General features: G+C 64.1%; 18 protein-coding genes and 1 pseudogene. 9 read left to right on the top strand and 10 right to left on the bottom strand.

Annotated elements, in window-relative coordinates; genetic code table 11:
* Positions 1-8: 8 nt before the first annotated feature.
* Positions 9-1211, top strand: a complete 1203-nt coding sequence (locus tag JHX87_RS09200; protein WP_271886468.1) for an alpha-hydroxy acid oxidase — start codon at positions 9-11, stop codon at positions 1209-1211.
* Here the strand turns inward: JHX87_RS09200 and JHX87_RS09195 are convergent.
* Complete coding sequence (locus JHX87_RS09195; protein WP_271886469.1) at positions 1208-1897, bottom strand: ArsR/SmtB family transcription factor; 690 nt, start codon at positions 1895-1897, stop codon at positions 1208-1210. The genes JHX87_RS09200 and JHX87_RS09195 overlap by 4 nt on opposite strands.
* Positions 1898-1969: 72 nt before the next feature.
* Between JHX87_RS09195 and JHX87_RS09190 the strand changes: the two are divergent.
* Both JHX87_RS09190 and JHX87_RS09185 read left to right on the top strand, forming a co-directional pair.
* A pseudogene (locus JHX87_RS09190) lies at positions 1970-2291 on the top strand (NIPSNAP family protein).
* The gene (locus tag JHX87_RS09185; RefSeq protein WP_271886470.1) at positions 2291-2635 is read left to right on the top strand and encodes an antibiotic biosynthesis monooxygenase family protein; all 345 of its coding nucleotides are present in this window, start codon (positions 2291-2293) and stop codon (positions 2633-2635) included. The pseudogene JHX87_RS09190 and the gene JHX87_RS09185 overlap by 1 nt, the downstream one beginning before the upstream one ends.
* 3 nt (positions 2636-2638) lie before the next feature.
* Here JHX87_RS09185 and JHX87_RS09180 read toward each other — a convergent pair whose 3' ends face one another.
* The 6 genes from JHX87_RS09180 to JHX87_RS09155 all read right to left on the bottom strand — a co-directional run bounded on the left by JHX87_RS09180 (position 2639) and on the right by JHX87_RS09155 (position 8307).
* Entirely contained in the window at positions 2639-3220 is a 582-nt protein-coding gene (locus JHX87_RS09180; RefSeq protein ID WP_271886471.1) for a DUF1190 domain-containing protein, read from the bottom strand.
* 18 nt (positions 3221-3238) lie between these two features.
* Positions 3239-4465 (bottom strand): glutathionylspermidine synthase family protein, encoded by a 1227-nt coding sequence (locus tag JHX87_RS09175; RefSeq protein ID WP_271886472.1) that lies wholly within the window; start codon positions 4463-4465, stop codon positions 3239-3241.
* Positions 4466-4536: 71 nt separating this feature from the next.
* On the bottom strand, positions 4537-5679 hold the full coding sequence (nagA, locus tag JHX87_RS09170) for an N-acetylglucosamine-6-phosphate deacetylase (protein ID WP_271886473.1): 1143 nt from the start codon (positions 5677-5679) through the stop codon (positions 4537-4539).
* The gene (locus tag JHX87_RS09165) at positions 5679-6704 is read right to left on the bottom strand and encodes an SIS domain-containing protein (protein ID WP_271886474.1); all 1026 of its coding nucleotides are present in this window, start codon (positions 6702-6704) and stop codon (positions 5679-5681) included. Before JHX87_RS09165 ends, nagA begins: the two co-directional genes overlap by 1 nt.
* Entirely contained in the window at positions 6701-7471 is a 771-nt protein-coding gene (locus tag JHX87_RS09160) for a GntR family transcriptional regulator (RefSeq protein ID WP_271886475.1), read from the bottom strand. Before JHX87_RS09160 ends, JHX87_RS09165 begins: the two co-directional genes overlap by 4 nt.
* Positions 7468-8307 (bottom strand): glucosamine kinase nucleotide-binding domain-containing protein, encoded by an 840-nt coding sequence (locus JHX87_RS09155; RefSeq protein ID WP_271886476.1) that lies wholly within the window; start codon positions 8305-8307, stop codon positions 7468-7470. Before JHX87_RS09155 ends, JHX87_RS09160 begins: the two co-directional genes overlap by 4 nt.
* Positions 8308-8471: 164 nt before the next feature.
* Here JHX87_RS09155 and JHX87_RS09150 point away from each other — a divergent pair, with 164 nt between their 5' ends.
* The 6 genes from JHX87_RS09150 (at position 8472) to JHX87_RS09125 (ending at position 14547) form a co-directional block, all read left to right on the top strand.
* Positions 8472-9353, top strand: a complete 882-nt coding sequence (locus JHX87_RS09150) for an N-acetylmuramic acid 6-phosphate etherase (RefSeq protein WP_271886477.1) — start codon at positions 8472-8474, stop codon at positions 9351-9353.
* Positions 9354-9403: 50 nt separating this feature from the next.
* Positions 9404-10660 carry an ABC transporter substrate-binding protein gene (locus JHX87_RS09145; protein WP_271886478.1) on the top strand — a complete coding sequence of 419 codons (1257 nt, stop codon included), beginning with the start codon at positions 9404-9406 and terminating at the stop codon, positions 10658-10660.
* 94 nt (positions 10661-10754) lie between these two features.
* Positions 10755-11672 (top strand): carbohydrate ABC transporter permease, encoded by a 918-nt coding sequence (locus tag JHX87_RS09140; protein ID WP_271886479.1) that lies wholly within the window; start codon positions 10755-10757, stop codon positions 11670-11672.
* A 6-nt stretch (positions 11673-11678) separates the two neighbouring features.
* Positions 11679-12518 (top strand): carbohydrate ABC transporter permease, encoded by an 840-nt coding sequence (locus JHX87_RS09135; RefSeq protein ID WP_271886480.1) that lies wholly within the window; start codon positions 11679-11681, stop codon positions 12516-12518.
* Positions 12515-13537, top strand: coding sequence for a Gfo/Idh/MocA family protein (locus JHX87_RS09130; protein WP_271886481.1), 1023 nt, complete (start codon positions 12515-12517; stop codon positions 13535-13537). The genes JHX87_RS09135 and JHX87_RS09130 overlap by 4 nt, the downstream gene beginning before the upstream one ends.
* 11 nt (positions 13538-13548) lie before the next feature.
* Positions 13549-14547 carry an ABC transporter ATP-binding protein gene (locus tag JHX87_RS09125; protein ID WP_271886482.1) on the top strand — a complete coding sequence of 333 codons (999 nt, stop codon included), beginning with the start codon at positions 13549-13551 and terminating at the stop codon, positions 14545-14547.
* 16 nt (positions 14548-14563) lie between these two features.
* Here the strand turns inward: JHX87_RS09125 and JHX87_RS09120 are convergent, their stop codons facing one another.
* The 3 genes from JHX87_RS09120 to JHX87_RS09110 form a co-directional block, all read right to left on the bottom strand.
* A complete protein-coding gene (locus JHX87_RS09120; protein ID WP_271886483.1) occupies positions 14564-15016 on the bottom strand; it encodes a hypothetical protein in 453 nt (150 codons plus the stop codon).
* Positions 15017-15197: 181 nt separating this feature from the next.
* Entirely contained in the window at positions 15198-16268 is a 1071-nt protein-coding gene (locus JHX87_RS09115; RefSeq protein WP_271886484.1) for a YcjF family protein, read from the bottom strand.
* Positions 16265-17635, bottom strand: coding sequence for a YcjX family GTP-binding protein (locus tag JHX87_RS09110; protein ID WP_271886485.1), 1371 nt, complete (start codon positions 17633-17635; stop codon positions 16265-16267). Before JHX87_RS09110 ends, JHX87_RS09115 begins: the two co-directional genes overlap by 4 nt.
* Between the last annotated feature and the right edge of the window lie 21 nt (positions 17636-17656).

Below are 17656 nucleotides of genomic sequence, written 5' to 3'. Positions count from 1 at the left end.
GCGGTCGGATGCGTGAAGCCTCTTCGGTTGCGATTGCCCGGCGCAAGCCCGTCACCGTGCCCTGGCATCTGCGCCGCGTCCTGTCGCTGCGCGATTTCGAAACCCGTGCCCGGCGCAAGCTGCCATTGTCGATCTTTGGCTATGTCAGCGGCGGGGTCGAGCGTGACGCCAGCCTGACCGCCAATCGCCGCGATCTGGACGCGCTGGCCTTTGTGCCCCGGGTGCTGCGCGATGTGTCCGGCCGCGATCAGGGGCTGAGCCTGCTGGGTCAGGACTACCGCCTGCCCTTCGCCATTGCGCCGATGGGCTTCAGCGCGCTGGCCGCCTATGACGGCGATGTGGTGCTGGCGCGGGGGGCGGCGCAGGCAGGCAGTTTCGCGATCTGTTCGGCGGCCTCTCTGACCCCGCTGGAACGTGTCGCGCAAGAGGGCGGCAGCGGCTGGTTCCAATGCTATATCCCCGGCGACCGGGCGCGCATCGCGCCGCTTCTGGATCGGCTTCTGGCGGCGGGCTATCGCAATCTGGTGGTGACCGGCGATGTGCCCGTGGCCGCCAATCGTGAAAACAATGCCCGTAATGGCTTTGACGCCCCCTTCCGGGTGACGCCGCAGCTTGTCTGGCAGGGCCTCACCCATCCGCGCTGGACGCTGGGCACGCTGGCGCGCGAAATCCGCGCCCGCGGCATGCCGCATTTCGAGAATATGGAGGCCGTGCAGGGCCCGCCGCTGTTTTCGCGCGATCTGGTCCGCTCGACCATTGCGCGGGACCGGCTGTCATGGGCCGATATCGATTATATCCGCGCGAATTGGCCCGGAAAGCTGCTGGTCAAGGGCGTGCTGCATCCCGATGATGCGATCCGCGCGCGGGATGCGGGCTGCGATGCGGTGATCCTGTCCAACCACGGCGGCAGGCAGCTGGATGGCACGATTTCGGCGATCCGGGCGCTGCCTGCGGTGCGGGCGGCGGTGCCTGACCTGCCGCTGATCGTGGATGGCGGCATCCGGCGCGGCACCGATGTGCTGAAGGCGCTGGCATTGGGTGCGGATTTCACGCTGGTCGGTCGGCCGTTTCTGTATGCGGCGGCGACGGATGGGCTGGCGGGGCTGCGCCATGCCATTGCCCTGCTGGCCGAAGAGGTCGATCGCGATATGGCCCTGCTGGGCGTCACCAGCATCGCGCAATTGCGCGCCGAATGTCCGTTGGCGGATTAGCCGAACAGCGCGTCAAAGCTGCGCTGTCCCATCGGGGTGAAGCTGACGATCCGGGTGTCGCGGTCGCGTCTTGCCCAGCCCAGATCCTCGATCCGCGACAGCAGCGCGCGTCCCAGACTGCCCGCCAGATGGGAGCGCCGCTCGCTCCAATCCAGACAGGCGCGGCACAGCGGGCTGCGGCCGCGATCCAGCGCCGCCAGATCGATGCCGAAATCGCGCATGAACTGTTGGCCGGGCGGGGTCAGGCTCAGGCTCAGGCTCAGGTCGTCACCCTGTTCGATCAGCAGGCCGCGCCCGATCAGGTGATCGAAGATCTGCGTCCCGCGCGTGCCCGCAAGATGGTTATAGCAGACGCGCGCCTCGCGCAGCGCCTGATTACGCGGGCCGGTGCGGCTGCGCGTATGGCCCGCCTGCGCGGCAATGCCCATCAGCATCTCCAAGAGCTGCGCGACATCGGCGCTGGCCAGCGTGGCGTATTTGTGCCGCCCCTGTTTGCGAAACCGCAACAGGCCGCCCTGTTCCAGCCGCGCCAGATGCGTGCTGGCGGTTTGCGGGGTCACGCCCGCCTCTGCCGCCAGTTCGGTTGCGGTCAGCGCCTTGCCCGACATCAGCGCGGTCAGCATATTCGCCCGCGCCGGGTCGCCGATCAGGCTGGCAATGAGAGAGATATCGGGGCCGTCTTTCATAGTTCGACGATAGCCGAAGCATAAACGCCGATCAATGCGCTATCACCGGGGCGGCAATGAAAGGAACCCGCGATGCTGACTTGTGTGATCCGTTATCAGATCGATCCGACGAAAAAGGCCCGATTTCATCCGCTACGCCCGGAACTGGGGGCAGGCGATCCCGCGCTGCGGCGCCGATCTGATCGGCTATTTCGCCCCGCATGAGGGGTCGTCGACGCTGGCTTACGGCATCTATAACATCGCCAGCCTGGCCGAATACGAAGCCTATCGCGCAAGGCTGGCCGCCGATCCGCTGGGCCGCCAGAACTATGATTTTGCACAGGCTGAAAAATTTATCTTGCGTGAGGACCGGACCTTTTTGAAACTGGCCTCGGGTACGCAGGGGGATGTCTGATGATCGCCGTTATTTTCGAAGTCTGGCCGCGTGACGGGCAGCGCGACCACTATCTGGATATCGCGGCCGATCTGCGCCCCATTCTGGATCAGGTCGAGGGGTTTATCTCGGTCGAGCGATTTCAGAGCATCACCGACCCCGGCAAGATGCTGTCCGTGTCCTTTTTCGAGGACGAGGCGGCGCTGGATCGCTGGCGCCGGATGGCCCGGCACCGCAAGGCGCAGGCCGAGGGGCGCGGCGGTGTCTTTGACGATTACCGCCTGCGCATCGCCCATGTGATGCGCGATTACGGGATGAATGACCGCGAACAGGCGCCCGCCGATTCACAGGCGCATCACGGCTAGGGCTTAGCCGCCCACGCGGCTGCCCGAGCGGCTGCCGAAACCGCTGCGCGATGTGGCCTGTGCGCGGCTCATCGGGGCCTGTCCCATGGTGCGGGCGGGGCGGGTGAATTGCTGGCTGTTCAGCGTGCCGCGCCCGGAATTCGAATTGAAATTCGAGGTCCGCGTGGCATTGGTAAAGCCGCCCCGGCCGTTGTTATACATCGGCTGCGCTGCGGCCATTCCACGCCCGGCATTGCCCAGCATGCTGCCGATCAGATAGCCCGCCAGCAGCGGCATGAAGATGCTGCCCGAGCCGCCATTGCTGACCTGATCCTGCTCGGATCCGCAATTGCCGACGCCGTGCTGTTCCTCGCAAACGGCAAGGCTGTCATAGCGCGGGGCGGATTCGACATGCAACGTTTCGGCCTGGGCGAAGGCTTCGGCGCATTGATCGACGGTGAACAGACCTTCGCTTTTCGCCTGCGCCTCACATGTGGCCAGATCGGGAAAGGCTTCGGCCTGGACCTGTTCGTCACGACAGCCCGCGATTGCGAATGAGGCTGCGCCAAGGATGGTCAATGCGACGGTTCTGGAACGTTTTCTCATAATCTCTCCTCGGGCGGCTTAGTCGATAATGAAATGCGGTTTGAAGCGCGACAGATCCTGCGTGATGCGCGCGCGATCCTCGCGCAGGCCCATGCCGACGCAGGTGCCGCCGACGACCCAGGATCCGATGATGGGATGAAAGCCATCGAAATCCGGCAGCGTCGCCAGCGCCTGCACGATCTTGGGATGGTCATCATAGTCGTTATTGGGCGAGGTTTCGGTCACATCCCCGTTTTCCACGATGCTGATCGAGGCACCTTCGCGTGAAAACAGCGGTTTGACCACATGGCCCGCGCGGATCGCATCGGCTGCGCGGTCAAAGGATGCGGCCACGGCCGGGACCGGCTTTTGCCCCGCGACCAGCGCATCGGCCACGTCATCGGCAAAGAAGGCCGGCAGCAGGTTCGGATGGCCTTCGAACATCTGCCACAGCACCGGCAGAAGCCCCTTGTTCGACACCAGCGCCTTCCAGGCGGGTTCCAGAAACAGCGCGCCAGAGCCCGCGATATGGCGGGCGTAATCCTCGCGCAGCAGGTCTTCCCAGGGATAAAGCTTGAACAGCGTGCCGATGATCCGGTCCTGATCATCGACGAACTGGCCGTCCTTTGTGACGCCGATCTTTTCCAGATCGGTGTAATGGGCGCCCATGCCCGCCTCGCGCGCGGCCCAGCCCATCGCCTCGACCGTGGCATAATCTTCGGTATTGCCGCCAATGGCGGTGAAGTGCAGATCGGTGTTCGGGTCGAACAACCCGCGAAAACGCTCGATCAGCGCTTCGTGGATGCCGTTGAATTGATCGGCCCCCCCGGGCAGTACGCCCGCAGCCAGCTGATCTTCCAGCCATTGCCACTGAAACGAGGCGCTTTCATACAGCGATGTCGGCGTATCGGCATTATATTCCAGCAATTTGGCAGGGCCGTTGCCATCATAGGCCAGATCGAAGCGGCCATAGATCTCTGGCTCGTTCCGGCGCCAGCTATCGGCGACCAGATCGTGATAGGCTTCGGGAATGCCCATGCGGGCGATCAGCGCGTCGCTGGACAGGATATGTTCGACCGCCTCGCGGCACATGGCATGAAGCTCGGTCGAGGGGTCCTCGATATCGTTTTCCACCTCGGCCAGCGAAAACTGATAGGCCGAGCTTTCATCCCAATAGGGTTCGCCATGCATGTCGGCGAAGGTAAAGCCGACCTCTTCTGCGGTCTCGCGCCAGTTCGGTCGCTCGGGCAATGTGACTTTCTGCATGGCAATCCCCTGATGCACGCCCGATCCCTAACCGGATTTCGCGCCATGGGCCAGCCGGTTTCGTCCGCGCGTCAGGCGGGCAGGGGGCGCTGCCAGCCGCCGTCCTGCCAGATGCCCTTCAGCGTCAGGCTGCTGTCCAGCAGCAGCAGGTCGGCGGCGCGTCCGGGGGCCAGATGGCCAAGGCGTCCGCCAAGGCCCACCGCGCGGGCCGGTTCGCTGGTTGCCATGGCCAGTGCCCGATCCAGCGGGATGCCGACCTGATCGACCAGCACCTGAATGGCCCGGTCCAGCCGCAGATCGGCACCCGCCAAGGTGCCATCGGTCAGCGTCAGCCGCCCGTCGCGGCGCAGCACGGGGCGGTCATTCAGCGTCATCTGGGTCAGGTCGGTGCCCGCAAAGGCCATGCAGTCGCTGACCAGAACCACGCCAGATGGTCGCGCGGCCAGCGCCACCTGCATCGCCGCCGGATGGACATGGATGCCATCCGCGATCAGCCCGACAAAGCCATCGCCGGTCAGCGCCGCGCCCACCATGCCGGGTTCGCGGTGGCCCATCTGGCTCATCGCGTTGAACAGATGGGTGGTGAAGCGGGCGCCCGCCGATTGCGCCTCGCGCGCCGTGTCAAGGCTGCAATCGCTGTGGCCAAGGCTGACGATGACCCCGGCCTCGCTGAGCGCCGAGATCTGGCCGGGCGTCGCCGCTTCCGGCGCCAGCGTGACCATCAGCACCGGCATCTGCTGCGCGGCCTCGGTCATGCGGCTGAGATCGGCGTCGCCCATCGGCCGGATCAGGTGCGGATCATGGGCGCCCTTGCGACGCGGATCCAGATGCGGACCTTCCAGATGCAGACCCAGAAAGCCCGGCACATTCTCGCGCGCGGCCTGCACCCCGGCGGCGATGACCTGTTCGGTCGCGGCGGGGGTGTCGGTGATCAGCGTCGGCAGGATGCCCGCGCAGCCAAGGCGCAGATGGGTGGCGCAGATCTGGCGCAACACCTCGGCATCGGTCTGCCCATCCACCATCAGCCCGCCGCCGCCATTCACCTGCAGATCGACAAAGCCCGGCATGATGATGCCCGCCACCGACGTGGCGTCCGCAGGCGCCTGATCGGCGGGCAGGATCGCCTCGATCACATCGCCATCCAGAGCCAGCGCGTGATTGTCCAAGAGACGCGTCCCGTCAAAGATCCGCGCGCCGGTCAGGATATGCCGCATCAGGTTGTCTCCGTCACTTTGCGCAGATGCGGCGGCGTGTCGGGGTCAAATCCGCGACGCCGGGCCAGTTCCTCGACGCATCTGTAATAGCTGACGACCAGCGCCAGCGGCGCCAGAAGCGGATGCAGGTCGGGCACCGATGGCAGCCGCGTCGCGCCGGTCACATCCGCGCCGGTGACAAAGACATCCGCCCCCTGTCTGGCCAGACGGGTGGCGGTGGCTGTCAGCTGCGGCAGGGCGGCATCCTCGACCCCAAGCGCCAGTACCGGGAAATGCGCCTGCACGATGGCGGCGGGGCCGTGCAGGACCTCGGCCGCGCTATAGGCTTCGGCGTGGATGCCCGAGGTTTCCTTCATCTTCAGCGCGGCCTCATTGGCGACGGCGAAACTGGCCCCGCGCCCCAGGACAAAGGCGTGCTGCGCCCGCGCCAGCCGGGCGGCCAGCGGCGACCAGTCCAGCGCCACGGCCCCTGCCAGCGCCTCGGGCATGGCGGCGACGGCGTCGCGCAGGGCGGTATCCTGCTGCCATTCCGCCAGCAGCGCGATGCCTGCCAGGATCGAGGTCACATAGGTCTTGGTCGCCGCCACGCTTTTCTCTTCCCCCGCATGCAGGGTCAGGCAATGGTCCGATACCTCGGCCATCGGGCTTTGGCTGTAATTGGTGATCGCGATGGTCAGCGCGCCGCTTTCGGTGCTGGAGCTCATCATCTTCACGATATCAGGGCTTTGGCCGGATTGCGACACGCCGATGCAGGCAGCGCCCGCCAATCGCAATTGCCGCTGATAGATCGAGGCGATGGACGGTCCCACCGAGGCCACCGGCACCCCGGCCGACAGTTCGATCGCGTATTTCAGATAGGCGGCGGCATGATCGGACGACCCGCGTGCGACCGTGGCAATGACATGCGGATCGATCTTGCGCAGCGCCGCAGCCGCGGCCTGAATGGCGGGGCGGGATTTTTCCAGAAACAGCGCCGCGACCTGCGGGATCTCGGCCACTTCGCGGGCCATATGGCTTTGGGTCATGTCTGATCCTCTTTGGCCTTGGGGGCCAGTTTCAGTTCGACGGCGAAATCATAGGCATCGCCGCGATAGATTGATCTGGTGAATTCGACGACCTGCCCGTTGTCCAGATAGGACACCCGCTCGATCTTCAGCCCCGCGACGCCCGGCACGACGCTGAGCAGATCGGCATCCTTGGGCGTCAGATTCGTGGCCGAGATGCGCTGGACCGCGCGCACCGGCCGCTTGCCCAGCTTTTCCAGCGCCGCATATAGCGATGAGTCGATGATATCGGGATCGGGCAGCACCCTGGCCGACAGGGACGCGCGCTCGATCGCCAGCGGCACCCCGTCCGAACTGCGGACGCGTTCCAGCCGCGTCACCTGATCGCTGGTGCCCAGCCCAAGCGCCATGACCTCTTCCGGGGCCGGGGTGTACAGCCCGCGCGACAGCCATTGGCTGTGAACCTCTTTGCCGCGCCGGGCCATGTCTTCGGTGAATGAGGTCAGCAGCGACAGCGCCTGTTCCAGCTTTTCCACCCGATGCGCGACAAAGGTGCCCGAGCCGCGCCGCTGGACCAGCCGCCCCGAGGCGACCAGCGCCTCGATCCCCTTGCGTACGGTGACGCGGGACAGCCCGGTCTGCGCGGCCATCTCACGTTCGGGGGGCAGGTGATCGCCGGGCTTCAGCCGCCCCGAGGCGATGGCCTCGACGATGCGGCGATGCAGTTGCAGGTAAAGCGGCCCGGCGCTGGTATCGCCGAAATCCTTGGTAGAGAACAGATCCGTCATGCCGCACCCTTCATCTGGCGGGCCATCAGCAGGGCGCCATCGACGCCGTCGCCTTGGGCCGATCTGATGGGCCAGGGGCCGTAAAGCTCTTCCGCGAAAGAGGGGCCAAGTCCGCCGGTGAACACCACCGGCAGATTGCGCCCGCGCTGCAGGACGGTCAGGGCATAGCGGATATCCTCGACCGCGCGGCCAAAGATACGCATGGCGGCGGGATCGTCGGAATTCACGATGCGGGGCGCGAAGCTGGCGAATTCGGCCGGGGTGGCCTTGTTGCCAAAGGCGATGATGCCCTCGATCCCGCCCAGCCGTTTCAGCGTCGATTTCAGAAGCGGCGTCATCACCAGAAAGCCATCCGCCGCCCGCATCGCATCCGACAGCAGCTTGCGGCCCATGACCGCGCCGCTGCCCTCATCCCCCAGCAGAAAGCCCCGGCCGCCGAATTGCTGCACCTGCCCCCCATGCTGGATCGCGAAAACCGATCCGGTGCCGATCGCCGCAAGGATGCCGTCATCGGGCCCAAGCGCACCGCGCGTGGCCGTGATGGCATCGTTGACGACCTGCATCTGCGCAAAGGGCAGCAGCGTGATCAGCTTTGTCGCGGCTGCCGTAATGGTGCCGCCGGCCAGCCCCATGGTCACGATCAGTTCGGAAGGGGGGGTGCCGCTTTCCGTCAGCGCCTCGGCGGTGGCGCTGAGGATATTGCGGGCCGCGCCCTCGACATCCGTATTGATATTGGCCGGGCCGCCTGTTCCGCGGCCCAGAATTGTGCCATCCGCCGTGGCCAGCGCGACCCGGCATCCCGTGCCGCCGCCATCGATTCCCAGAAACAATGTCATTTAGGCCTCCATGGCGTATTGATACCAAAACAATACCAAAAAGAAAGAGGAAAGTTGTATTCGGCGATATTTTCCTGATTTTGCACGATTTACACGCGATAGTGATAAAATGCTTGTAATTGGTATTGCTTTGGCATTATTATGGACATGAGAGGGGGAATCGCATGGTTGAACGCAGTACCGAAGCCCGCCATTCAGCGTCACTGGGGCTGCATCGCCGTTCGGCAGATGTCATTCTGGCGGCCCTGCTGGATGCGCAGCGGGCAGCCGTGGAATCCGTTCGTCCGGCCTTTGCCGATATTGCAAGGGCCTCGGATACGGCGGCTGAAATCCTGGCGCGGGGCGGCAAGGTTGGCTATGCCGGGGCGGGAAGCTCGGGCCTGATGGCGCTGGCGGATTGCCTGGAACTGGCCGGCACGTTCGGTGTCGCGCCCGAGCAGACCCCGATGATGTTCGCGGGCGGCGCTGAAAGCCTGATCCGCCTGCGGGGAAGTGCCGAAGATGATGCCGCGATGGCGCAGGCGGATTTCCATGCGGCCGATCTGTCGACCGGCGATATGGTGATCGTGCTGACAGCATCGGGCACGACGCCCTATGCGATGGCCATTGCCGAGGCTGCACGGGCGCGGGGCGTGGTCGTGGTCGGGATGGCCAATGCGACAGAGGCGCCCTTGCATCTCTACAGCGATATTCCGATCCTGCTGGATACCGGGGCCGAACTGGTTGCGGGTTCGACCCGGATGGGGGCGGCCACCGCGCAGAAGGTTGCATTGAACATGTTTTCCGTTCTGATGGCGGTGCGCCTTGGCCATGTCCATGACGGCTATATGGTCAATGTCATCGCCGATAATGCCAAGCTGGTGCGCCGGGCCGCCCGGATCGTCAGCGAGATCGCCGAGGTCTCGGCCGATATGGCCGAAGCCGCGCTGATCGCCACCAAGGGCGCGGTCAAGCAGGCGATTCTGGTCGCAAGGGGAATGGAGCCCGAGCGTGCACAGGTCGCGCTTGCGGAAAGTGACGGGCATCTGGAGCCTTTGCTGGGCTGAGGATGCTGTTGAAAAGGGCCAGCAAAAGGCCCGCTACCAGGGAGAAGAACATGAAACATAGGCTTTGTCTGGCGCTTCTGGCCAGCACGGTGATCGCGGGCGCGGCCTCGGCCGAGGATGTGACGCTGACCATTGAAAGCTGGCGCAATGACGATCTGTCGATCTGGCAGGACACGATCATTCCGGCCTTCGAGGCGGCCAATCCCGGCATCAGGATCAATTTCGCACCGACGGCGCCTGCCGAATATAACGCGGTGCTGAATTCCAAGCTGGATGCGGGATCCGCGGGCGATCTGATCACCTGCCGGCCCTTCGATGCCTCGCTTGAGCTGTATAACAAGGGGCAGCTGGCCGATCTGACCGATCTGGCGGCGATGGCCAATTTCTCGGATGTAGCGAAATCGGCCTGGCAGACCGACGATGGCAGCGCGACCTTCTGCGTGCCGATGGCCTCGGTCATTCACGGCTTCATGTATAACAAGACCGCCTTCGAGGAACTGGGCCTTGAGCCGCCGAAGACGGTGGATGAATTCTATGCCGTTCTGGACAAGATCAAGGAAGATGGCAGCTATATCCCGATGGCGATGGGCACCGCCGATCAGTGGGAGGCCGCGACCATGGGCTATCAGAATATCGGCCCGACCTATTGGAAGGGTGAAGAGGGGCGCAAGGCGCTGATCGAGGGCACGCAGAAGCTGACCGATGAAGGCTGGGTCGAGCCGCTGCGCCAATTGGCGCGCTGGCAGGAGTATCTGGGCGACGGGTTCGAGGCGCAGACCTATCCCGACAGCCAGAACCTGTTCACCCTGGGCCGCGCCGCGATCTATCCGACCGGATCCTGGGAGATCGGCGTCTTTGGGCCGCAGATCGAGGGTGCCTTTGAAATGGGCGCCTTCCCCCCGCCGGTCGCAGCCGAGGGCGATACCTGTTATATCAGCGATCACACCGATATCGCGATGGGCATGAATGCCAAGACCGCGCATCCCGAAGAGGTGCGGACCTTCCTGGACTGGGTCGGCTCGGCCGAATTCGCGACGCTGTATGCCAATGCCCTGCCGGGGTTCTTCGCGATGAATTCGACGCCGGTCGAGATGGAAAACCCGGTCGCGCAGGAATTCGTCAGCTGGCGTGAGAGCTGCGAGCCGACGATCCGCTCGACCTATCAGATTCTGTCGCGCGGCACGCCGAACCTTGAAAACGAGACCTGGAATGCCGGCGCCAATGTGATCACCGGCGCGGAGACGCCCGAAGATGCGGCTGCGCGTTTGCAGGAAGGTTTGGCATCCTGGTACGAGCCGCAGCAGTGACGGTTGCTTGCCGGGCCTGACGGCCCGGCCAAGGCCGGGGGCTGTCTGCCCCCGGACCCCCGAGGATATTTGCACACAGAAGATGAGGTGAGCCATGGCACAGCGGCAGCCGTTTCGCTGGCATATTGCGGTATTTCTGGCGCCCGCGGTGCTGGTCTATACTGCGATCATGATCGTGCCGCTGATCGGCACGCTGAATCTGTCGCTGTTCAACCTTGAGGACGGCAACCGGATTTTCGTCGGCCTGGGCAATTTTGCGACGCTGTTCGGCGATCCGCGCTGGTCCGAGGCCTTCTGGAATGCGCTTGGCAACAACGCCTGGTTCTTTCTGGTCCATATGCTGGTGCAGAACCCGATCGGGGTGGCGCTGGCGGCTTTGCTGTCATCGCCCCGGCTGCGTGGCGCGGCGTTTTACCGGACCGCGATCTTCATTCCGACGATCCTGAGTTTCGTGATCGTGGGCTTTGTCTGGAAGCTGATCCTGTCGCCGATCTGGGGGATCGCGCCGGGCATGCTGGATGCGGTCGGGCTGAAGAGCCTGTTCGCCCCCTGGCTGGGCAAGGAGGAATATGCGCTGACAACGCTGGCGCTGATCTCTGTCTGGCAATTCGTGGGCATCCCGATGATGCTGATCTATGCCGCCCTGCTGTCTATCCCCGATGAGGTGATCGAGGCGGCCGAGATGGATGGCGTCACCGGCTGGTCGCAATTCTGGAAGATCAAGCTGCCGCTGATCCTGCCCTCGATCGGGATTATCTCGATCCTGACATTTGTCGGCAACTTCAACGCCTTCGATCTGATCTATGTGTCGCAGGGCGCGCTGGCGGGGCCGAATTTCTCGACCGATATTCTGGGGACATTCCTGTACCGGACCTTCTTTGGCTTTCAGTTGCAGCTGGGCGATCCCCATATGGGCGCGACCATTGCGACGGCCATGTTCGGGATCATCCTGGTCGGGGTCTGCCTGTATCTTTTCGCGATCCAGACGCGGCTGCGCCGCTATCAGTTCTGAGGTGACATGATGAGCGCACGTCATTCCACAGGCCGCAGCATCGCTGCCCATGGCATCCTGATCCTTTATACGCTGATCGCGTTGTTTCCGGTCTTTGTGATCGTGATCAACAGCTTCAAGTCGCGGCGCGCGATCTTTGCCGATCCGTTGGCACTGCCCTCGGCCGAGACCTTCGACATGATCGGCTATCAGACGGTGCTGAAGCAGGGAGATTTCTTTCAGTATTTCCTGAATTCGATGACCGTCACCGTGGGCAGCCTGTTTTTCGTGTTGCTGTTCGGGGCGATGGCGGCCTTTGCGCTGTCGGAATACCGGTTTCGCGGCAATAGCCTGATGGGTCTGTATCTGGCACTTGGGATCATGATCCCGATCCGGCTGGGCACGGTGGCGATCCTGCAGATGATGGTGGCCTCGGGCCTTGTGAACACGCTGACGGCGCTGATCCTGGTCTATACCGCGCAGGGCCTGCCGCTGGCGGTGTTCATCCTGTCGGAATTCATGCGCAGCGTGTCCGCGGATCTGAAGGATGCGGGCCGGATCGACGGTCTGAGCGAATATCGCATCTTCTTCCGTCTGGTGCTGCCTTTGGTGCGGCCTGCCATGGCGACGGTTGCGGTCTTTACCATGATCCCGATCTGGAACGATCTGTGGTTCCCGCTGATCCTTGCCCCGTCCGAGGAGACGAAGACGATCACCCTGGGCAGTCAGGTCTTTATCGGGCAGTTCGTGACCAACTGGAACGCGGTTCTGGCGGCGCTTGGTCTGGCCATCGTGCCGGTGCTGGTGCTGTATCTGATCTTCTCGCGTCAGTTGATCCGCGGGATTACGGCGGGGGCGGTGAAATGATCCGTGTTCTGGTCGTCGGGCTGGGCAATATGGGCATCAGCCATGCGCTGGCCTATCACGACAGCCCCGAATTTCAGATCGTGGGTCTGGTCAACCGCAGCCAGCCCGATCTGCCGCCCGAATTGCAGGCCTATCCGCTGAGCCGGGATTGCGCCGAGGCGCTGGAGCGGCTGACACCGGATCTGGTCTGCGTCGCGACCTATTCCGACAGCCATGCCGATTACGCCGAAGCCGCAATGAAGGCCGGGGCGCATGTCTTTGTCGAAAAGCCGCTGGCGACGACAGTGGTGGATGCGCAGCGCGTGGTGGATTGCGCGCGCGCGACCGGGCGGAAGCTGATCGTGGGCTATATCCTGCGCCACCATCCAAGCTGGCAGCGCCTGATTGCCGAGGCGCGCGATCTGGGCGGGCCTTATGTCTTTCGCCTGAACCTGAACCAGCAAAGCAGCGGGCCGACATGGGAGGTGCACAAGGCGCTGATGCGGACGACCGCTCCCATCGTCGATTGCGGCGTCCATTATGTCGATGTCATGTGCCAGATCACCGATGCCGCGCCCGTCGAGGTTCGGGGCATGGGCCTGCGCCTGTCGGATGAGATTGCCGAGGACATGTATAATTACGGCCATTTTCAGGTGCTGTTCGACGATGGCTCGGTCGGCTGGTACGAGGCCGGCTGGGGGCCGATGATGTCCGATACCGCGTTCTTCGTGAAGGATGTCGTCAGCCCGGCGGGCGCGGTGTCGATCCGCATGCCCGAGGATGCGCGATCCGATGATATCGACACGCATACCCGGACCTCGACCCTGCGGCTGCATCGTGTCGGGCAGGCGCAGGCCGATATCTCGATGGCGGATGAGCCGGGGCATCAGCAGCTTTGCGATGCCGAACAGGCCTTCGTTGCCCGCGCCATTACCGAAGAACTGGATCTGAGCCGTCACATGACCGACGCCATCAGGTCGCTGGCCGTCTGCCTTGCCGCCGATGAAAGCGTGCGCAGCGGCGCGCCCGTGAAACTCTGAAGGAGACCCCAATGGGAGCCCTGACCCTGTCCAATGTCACCAAGGCCTTTGGCAAGACCGACGTCATCAAGGGTGTCGATCTGTCGGTCGAGGATGGCGAATTCTGCGTCTTCGTCGGGCCTTCAGGCTGCGGCAAGTCCACGCTTTTGCGCATGATCGCGGGGCTTGAGGATGTGACCTCGGGCGATGTTGCGATTGACGGCGCGCGGATCAACGATCTGCCCCCCGCGAAACGCGAGATCGCGATGGTGTTCCAAAGCTATGCGCTTTATCCGCATCTGACCGTGCGCGACAATATGGGGTTGGCGCTGAAGCAGGCGGGTGTGGCCAAGGCTGACATCGCATCCGCCGCCGACAAGGCTGCCGCCATGCTGGCGCTGGAGCCGCTGATGGAGCGGCGGCCGTCAGAACTGTCGGGCGGGCAGCGGCAGCGGGTCGCGATTGGCCGCGCCATCGTGCGCACGCCCAAGCTGTTCCTGTTTGACGAACCGCTGTCGAACCTGGATGCGGCCTTGCGTGTCGCCACCCGGATCGAGATCGCACGCCTGCACCGCGAACTGGGCGCGACGATGATCTATGTCACCCATGATCAGGTCGAGGCGATGACGCTGGCCGACAAGATCGTCGTTCTTCGCGCGGGCCGGGTTGAGCAGGTGGGCCGGCCGATGGATCTGTATAATGATCCGGATAATACCTTCGTGGCGGGCTTTATCGGCTCTCCTCAGATGAATTTCCTGAAGGCCGACAGGCTGGGGCTGAATTTTGACACGCTGGGCATCCGGCCCGAACATCTGTCGATTTCCGCCGAAAGCGGGCAGATCGAAGGCCGTGTCAGCCATCTTGAAAAGCTGGGCGGCGAAACGCTGACCTATATCCGGACCGAGGATCATGGCCTGCTGACGGTGCGCCAATTCGGCGAACATGATCACCCGGTGGACGACACGGTCTGGCTGACCCCCGATCAAAGCCGCGCCTTCCGCTTCGATGCCGAAGGGCAGCGGCTGCGATAACCGGTCGGGCGCGGGCCTATTCGGGATCTTTGCAGACGCCGCCGCCGGGCAGATCCTTGTAGGTTCCGCCCGAGGTCGGGCAGACCTGCTTCAGCACCTCGCAAAATGTCGCGGAATGGCAGAAGGAATCCTCTGCCGGGCCGGTTTTCGCGGCAAGGTCTTGCGTGCCGCCGCTTTGTTGTCGCTGCGGCGCTATGGCAAGCTGCGCCGATGTTCCGGCGGTTTCGCTTTCGTCCTCGGTGGTGCAGGTGCCCTTCAGATCCTCGCCTTCGACATCGTGATAGGTGCCCTTCGCTTTCAGGCAGGCGCGTTCCAGGATCTTGCAGCCAGCGTCGGTGTTGCAAGTCCCCACAGTGCCTTTAAGTCGGCCGGCCTCACCGGCGCTGAAGCTTTGCGCCGCAGGGTGGCCGGGTGACAGGGTAAGGGCCGCGATTGCCCCGGCCAAGACAAATACCAATTTATTTTTCATCATTATTTCCTCGAAATAGAATTTTTAGAAATAATATTACAATAAATGCGGCGATTCTTTAATCTTTATTGCTGGTGGCGTGTCCGGAGGGGCGATCCACCCTCCCGCGGCAACGGGATGCCGCTTTGAGCACATCCCTGCTGCCCCCTGACGCGTCAGAGGTGCAGCCCAGATGTGCGGATCATTCCTTCTCGCTTTCGCCGAACAGCCCGCGCAAGCCGCGCGTGACCAGATTGCCGACCTTGGGTCGCGGCTGGGCGATGAAGGGCAGGGGGCGGCAGACCTCCATCGCGGCGACGCCGACGCGGGCCGTCAGGGCGCCATTGACCACGCCTTCGCCAAAGCGGCGGCTGACCTTGGCCAGCACGCCGCCACCCGCGACGGTGTGGATCAGGTCGTCGCCTGCCGCCACGGCGCCCGTCGCGACAAGATGGGTCATGACGGTGCGCGCCAGACGCCATCCGCCGACCGCGCCCGCCCGGCCACCATAGATTTCGGCCATGCGCCGGATCATGCGCAGATTGGCCGCCAGCGCGGCGGCCACATCGGCCAATGCCAAGGGTATCAACGCCGTGGCCGCCGCGACCGTGCGCGACGCGGCCTCGATCTCGCGCCGCGCCTCTTGATCCAGCTGCGCCATCAATTCGGTTTCGGCCATGGTCAGCAGGGTCTGCGCGTCAAAGGCATCGCCGCGATTGTCCGACAGCCGCTTGCGGTTCCAGTCCAGTTCCGGCCTGCGATGATACAGCGACAGAAGCTGATCGGTGACCTGACGGGCCTTGTCCAGATCGCTGCTTTCCAGCGCCGCCCCGGCCTGCCGCTGGATCGCGTCGATCTTGGCAAAGCGCGCCCAGGCGCGATATTCGCGCCAGGCCATGCCAAGCGCGGCCAGCGTGAACAGCGCAAACAGCGTGACCGCGATCCAGCCCAGAACGGGATAGCTGTCCAGCAGCCGGTTGATGTAATCCAGCGCCGCGATCGACAGAAGAAAGGTCAGCAGTGCCACGCCGGAATTGATGAACAGCCGGGTCAGCGCCGAGGGCGGACGACCGACAAGGCGTGTCACCATCTCCATCGTGCGCGGGCGCGGCAGAACCGGGCTGGCCTCGTCGATCACCGGGGCATCGGCGGGGTTGGGCTGATCCTCGGCCTCGCGGGTCTGATGCTGCGGCGGCTGCCGCCGTTCCTGCGGCTCGGGCGTGTCGATCTCGATCAGGACGGGGCCGCGACGGCGGTTCGGATCATCGGTCACAGGCGGTCTCCGATCAGGAATTCAGCGGCGCGGTCCAGCCGGATATGGGGCGGGCCGTCACCTGCACGCAGGGTCATCGGGGCGGGGGCGAAATTCATGATCGAATAATCGCCGTTCAGCCATTTTTCGGCGCCCGAGCGCGCCGGATGCAGCAATTCCGCCGGATCAGCGGGCAATTCGCCGGGGTAAAGCACCGCCTGACGGCCATCCAGCAGGCGCCCCCGGACAGCCGGCAGATCCTCGCCATCCTGCTGGATCACATCCTCGGTCGTGGCGCGCAGGGCGGCAATCGACATCGCCTCGGTCCGCGCGCCCGAAAAATCGGCGCGGTCGCGGGCCTCGCGCAGCATGGCCGAGACGATGGCCGTTAGCCGGTTGTGCTGCACATGGTTCAGGTGATCGGCCTTGGTGGCGGCAAACAGGATCCGCTCGACCCGACGTGTGCCCAGAAGCTGTGCCAGCCATCCGGTGCGTCCGGGGCGGAAGGCGGTCAGCACATCGGCCATCGCGCGGCGCATATCCTCGACCGCCTGTGGACCCTGATGGATCGCGCCCAAAGCGTCGATCAACACCACCTGACGGTCGATCCTGGCGAAATGTTCGCGAAAGAACGGTTTGACCACGCGCGACTTGTAGGCGTCATAGCGGCGGCGGAATTCCTTATAGAGCCGACTTTGCGCCAGATCGGCAGGCAGCGGCGCAAAGGTCAGCGCGGGCGAGCCGGCCATCTCTCCGGGGATCAGGAAGCGGCCGGGGGTACAGTCGGACCAGCCTGCCTCACGCGCCGCCTGCAGATGCGCAGTATAGGTTTCGGCCAGCGCCTGCGCCGTCGGTTCGTCAAAGCCGGGATTGCTGCCCTGCGCGGCGATTGCGGCCTTGAACGCATCGGCGCCGGGGCGGTTTTGCATCCGCTCCAGCACTTCGGTCGACCATTCGCTGAAATCCTTTTCCATCAGCCGCAGGTCCAGAAGCCATTCGCCCGGATAATCGACGATATCCAGATGAACGGTCTGCGGTCCGCGAAAACTTGACAGCAGACCCTGACGCTCGATCCGCAGGGACAGGCGCAGCTGGCTGACATGGCGGGTGCCATCGGGCCAATGCGCATCGGGGCCGGTCAATGCGGCCAGATAGCGTTCGTAATCGAAACGCGGCACGGTATCGTCGGGCTGCGGTTGCAGCCAGGCGGTTTTCAGCGATCCATCGGCGGCGGCGCGCAGCGCATGCATCCGACCGCGATCCATCAGATTCGCCACAAGCGAGGTGATGAACACGGTCTTGCCCGCCCGCGACAGGCCGGTCACGCCCAGCCGGATCACCGGATCGGCAAGGCCCAGACCCTGCATGAAATCGCTGCCGATACTCATTCTGTCCCCGTCACTATCTGT

This window comes from Paracoccus fistulariae (assembly GCF_028553785.1).
In the GTDB taxonomy this organism is placed as follows: domain Bacteria; phylum Pseudomonadota; class Alphaproteobacteria; order Rhodobacterales; family Rhodobacteraceae; genus Paracoccus; species Paracoccus fistulariae.
The sequence above is the reverse complement of the archived record's forward strand: the minus strand, read 5'-3'. Positions and strand labels throughout refer to the sequence as shown.

Coding starts and splice junctions, on each gene's coding strand:
- JHX87_RS09175 (WP_271886472.1), bottom strand. CDS start 4,465: ATGCAGAAAGTCACATTGCCCGAGCGACCGAACTGGCGCGAGACCGCA.
- JHX87_RS09120 (WP_271886483.1), bottom strand. CDS start 15,016: ATGAAAAATAAATTGGTATTTGTCTTGGCCGGGGCAATCGCGGCCCTT.
- JHX87_RS09185 (WP_271886470.1), top strand. CDS start 2,291: ATGATCGCCGTTATTTTCGAAGTCTGGCCGCGTGACGGGCAGCGCGAC.
- JHX87_RS09165 (WP_271886474.1), bottom strand. CDS start 6,704: ATGACCCAAAGCCATATGGCCCGCGAAGTGGCCGAGATCCCGCAGGTC.
- JHX87_RS09200 (WP_271886468.1), top strand. CDS start 9: ATGCGTGAAGCCTCTTCGGTTGCGATTGCCCGGCGCAAGCCCGTCACC.
- nagA (WP_271886473.1), bottom strand. CDS start 5,679: ATGCGGCATATCCTGACCGGCGCGCGGATCTTTGACGGGACGCGTCTC.
- JHX87_RS09160 (WP_271886475.1), bottom strand. CDS start 7,471: ATGACGGATCTGTTCTCTACCAAGGATTTCGGCGATACCAGCGCCGGG.
- JHX87_RS09180 (WP_271886471.1), bottom strand. CDS start 3,220: ATGAGAAAACGTTCCAGAACCGTCGCATTGACCATCCTTGGCGCAGCC.
- JHX87_RS09140 (WP_271886479.1), top strand. CDS start 10,755: ATGGCACAGCGGCAGCCGTTTCGCTGGCATATTGCGGTATTTCTGGCG.
- JHX87_RS09150 (WP_271886477.1), top strand. CDS start 8,472: ATGGTTGAACGCAGTACCGAAGCCCGCCATTCAGCGTCACTGGGGCTG.
- JHX87_RS09125 (WP_271886482.1), top strand. CDS start 13,549: ATGGGAGCCCTGACCCTGTCCAATGTCACCAAGGCCTTTGGCAAGACC.
- JHX87_RS09145 (WP_271886478.1), top strand. CDS start 9,404: ATGAAACATAGGCTTTGTCTGGCGCTTCTGGCCAGCACGGTGATCGCG.
- JHX87_RS09110 (WP_271886485.1), bottom strand. CDS start 17,635: ATGAGTATCGGCAGCGATTTCATGCAGGGTCTGGGCCTTGCCGATCCG.
- JHX87_RS09195 (WP_271886469.1), bottom strand. CDS start 1,897: ATGAAAGACGGCCCCGATATCTCTCTCATTGCCAGCCTGATCGGCGAC.
- JHX87_RS09130 (WP_271886481.1), top strand. CDS start 12,515: ATGATCCGTGTTCTGGTCGTCGGGCTGGGCAATATGGGCATCAGCCAT.
- JHX87_RS09155 (WP_271886476.1), bottom strand. CDS start 8,307: ATGACATTGTTTCTGGGAATCGATGGCGGCGGCACGGGATGCCGGGTC.
- JHX87_RS09135 (WP_271886480.1), top strand. CDS start 11,679: ATGATGAGCGCACGTCATTCCACAGGCCGCAGCATCGCTGCCCATGGC.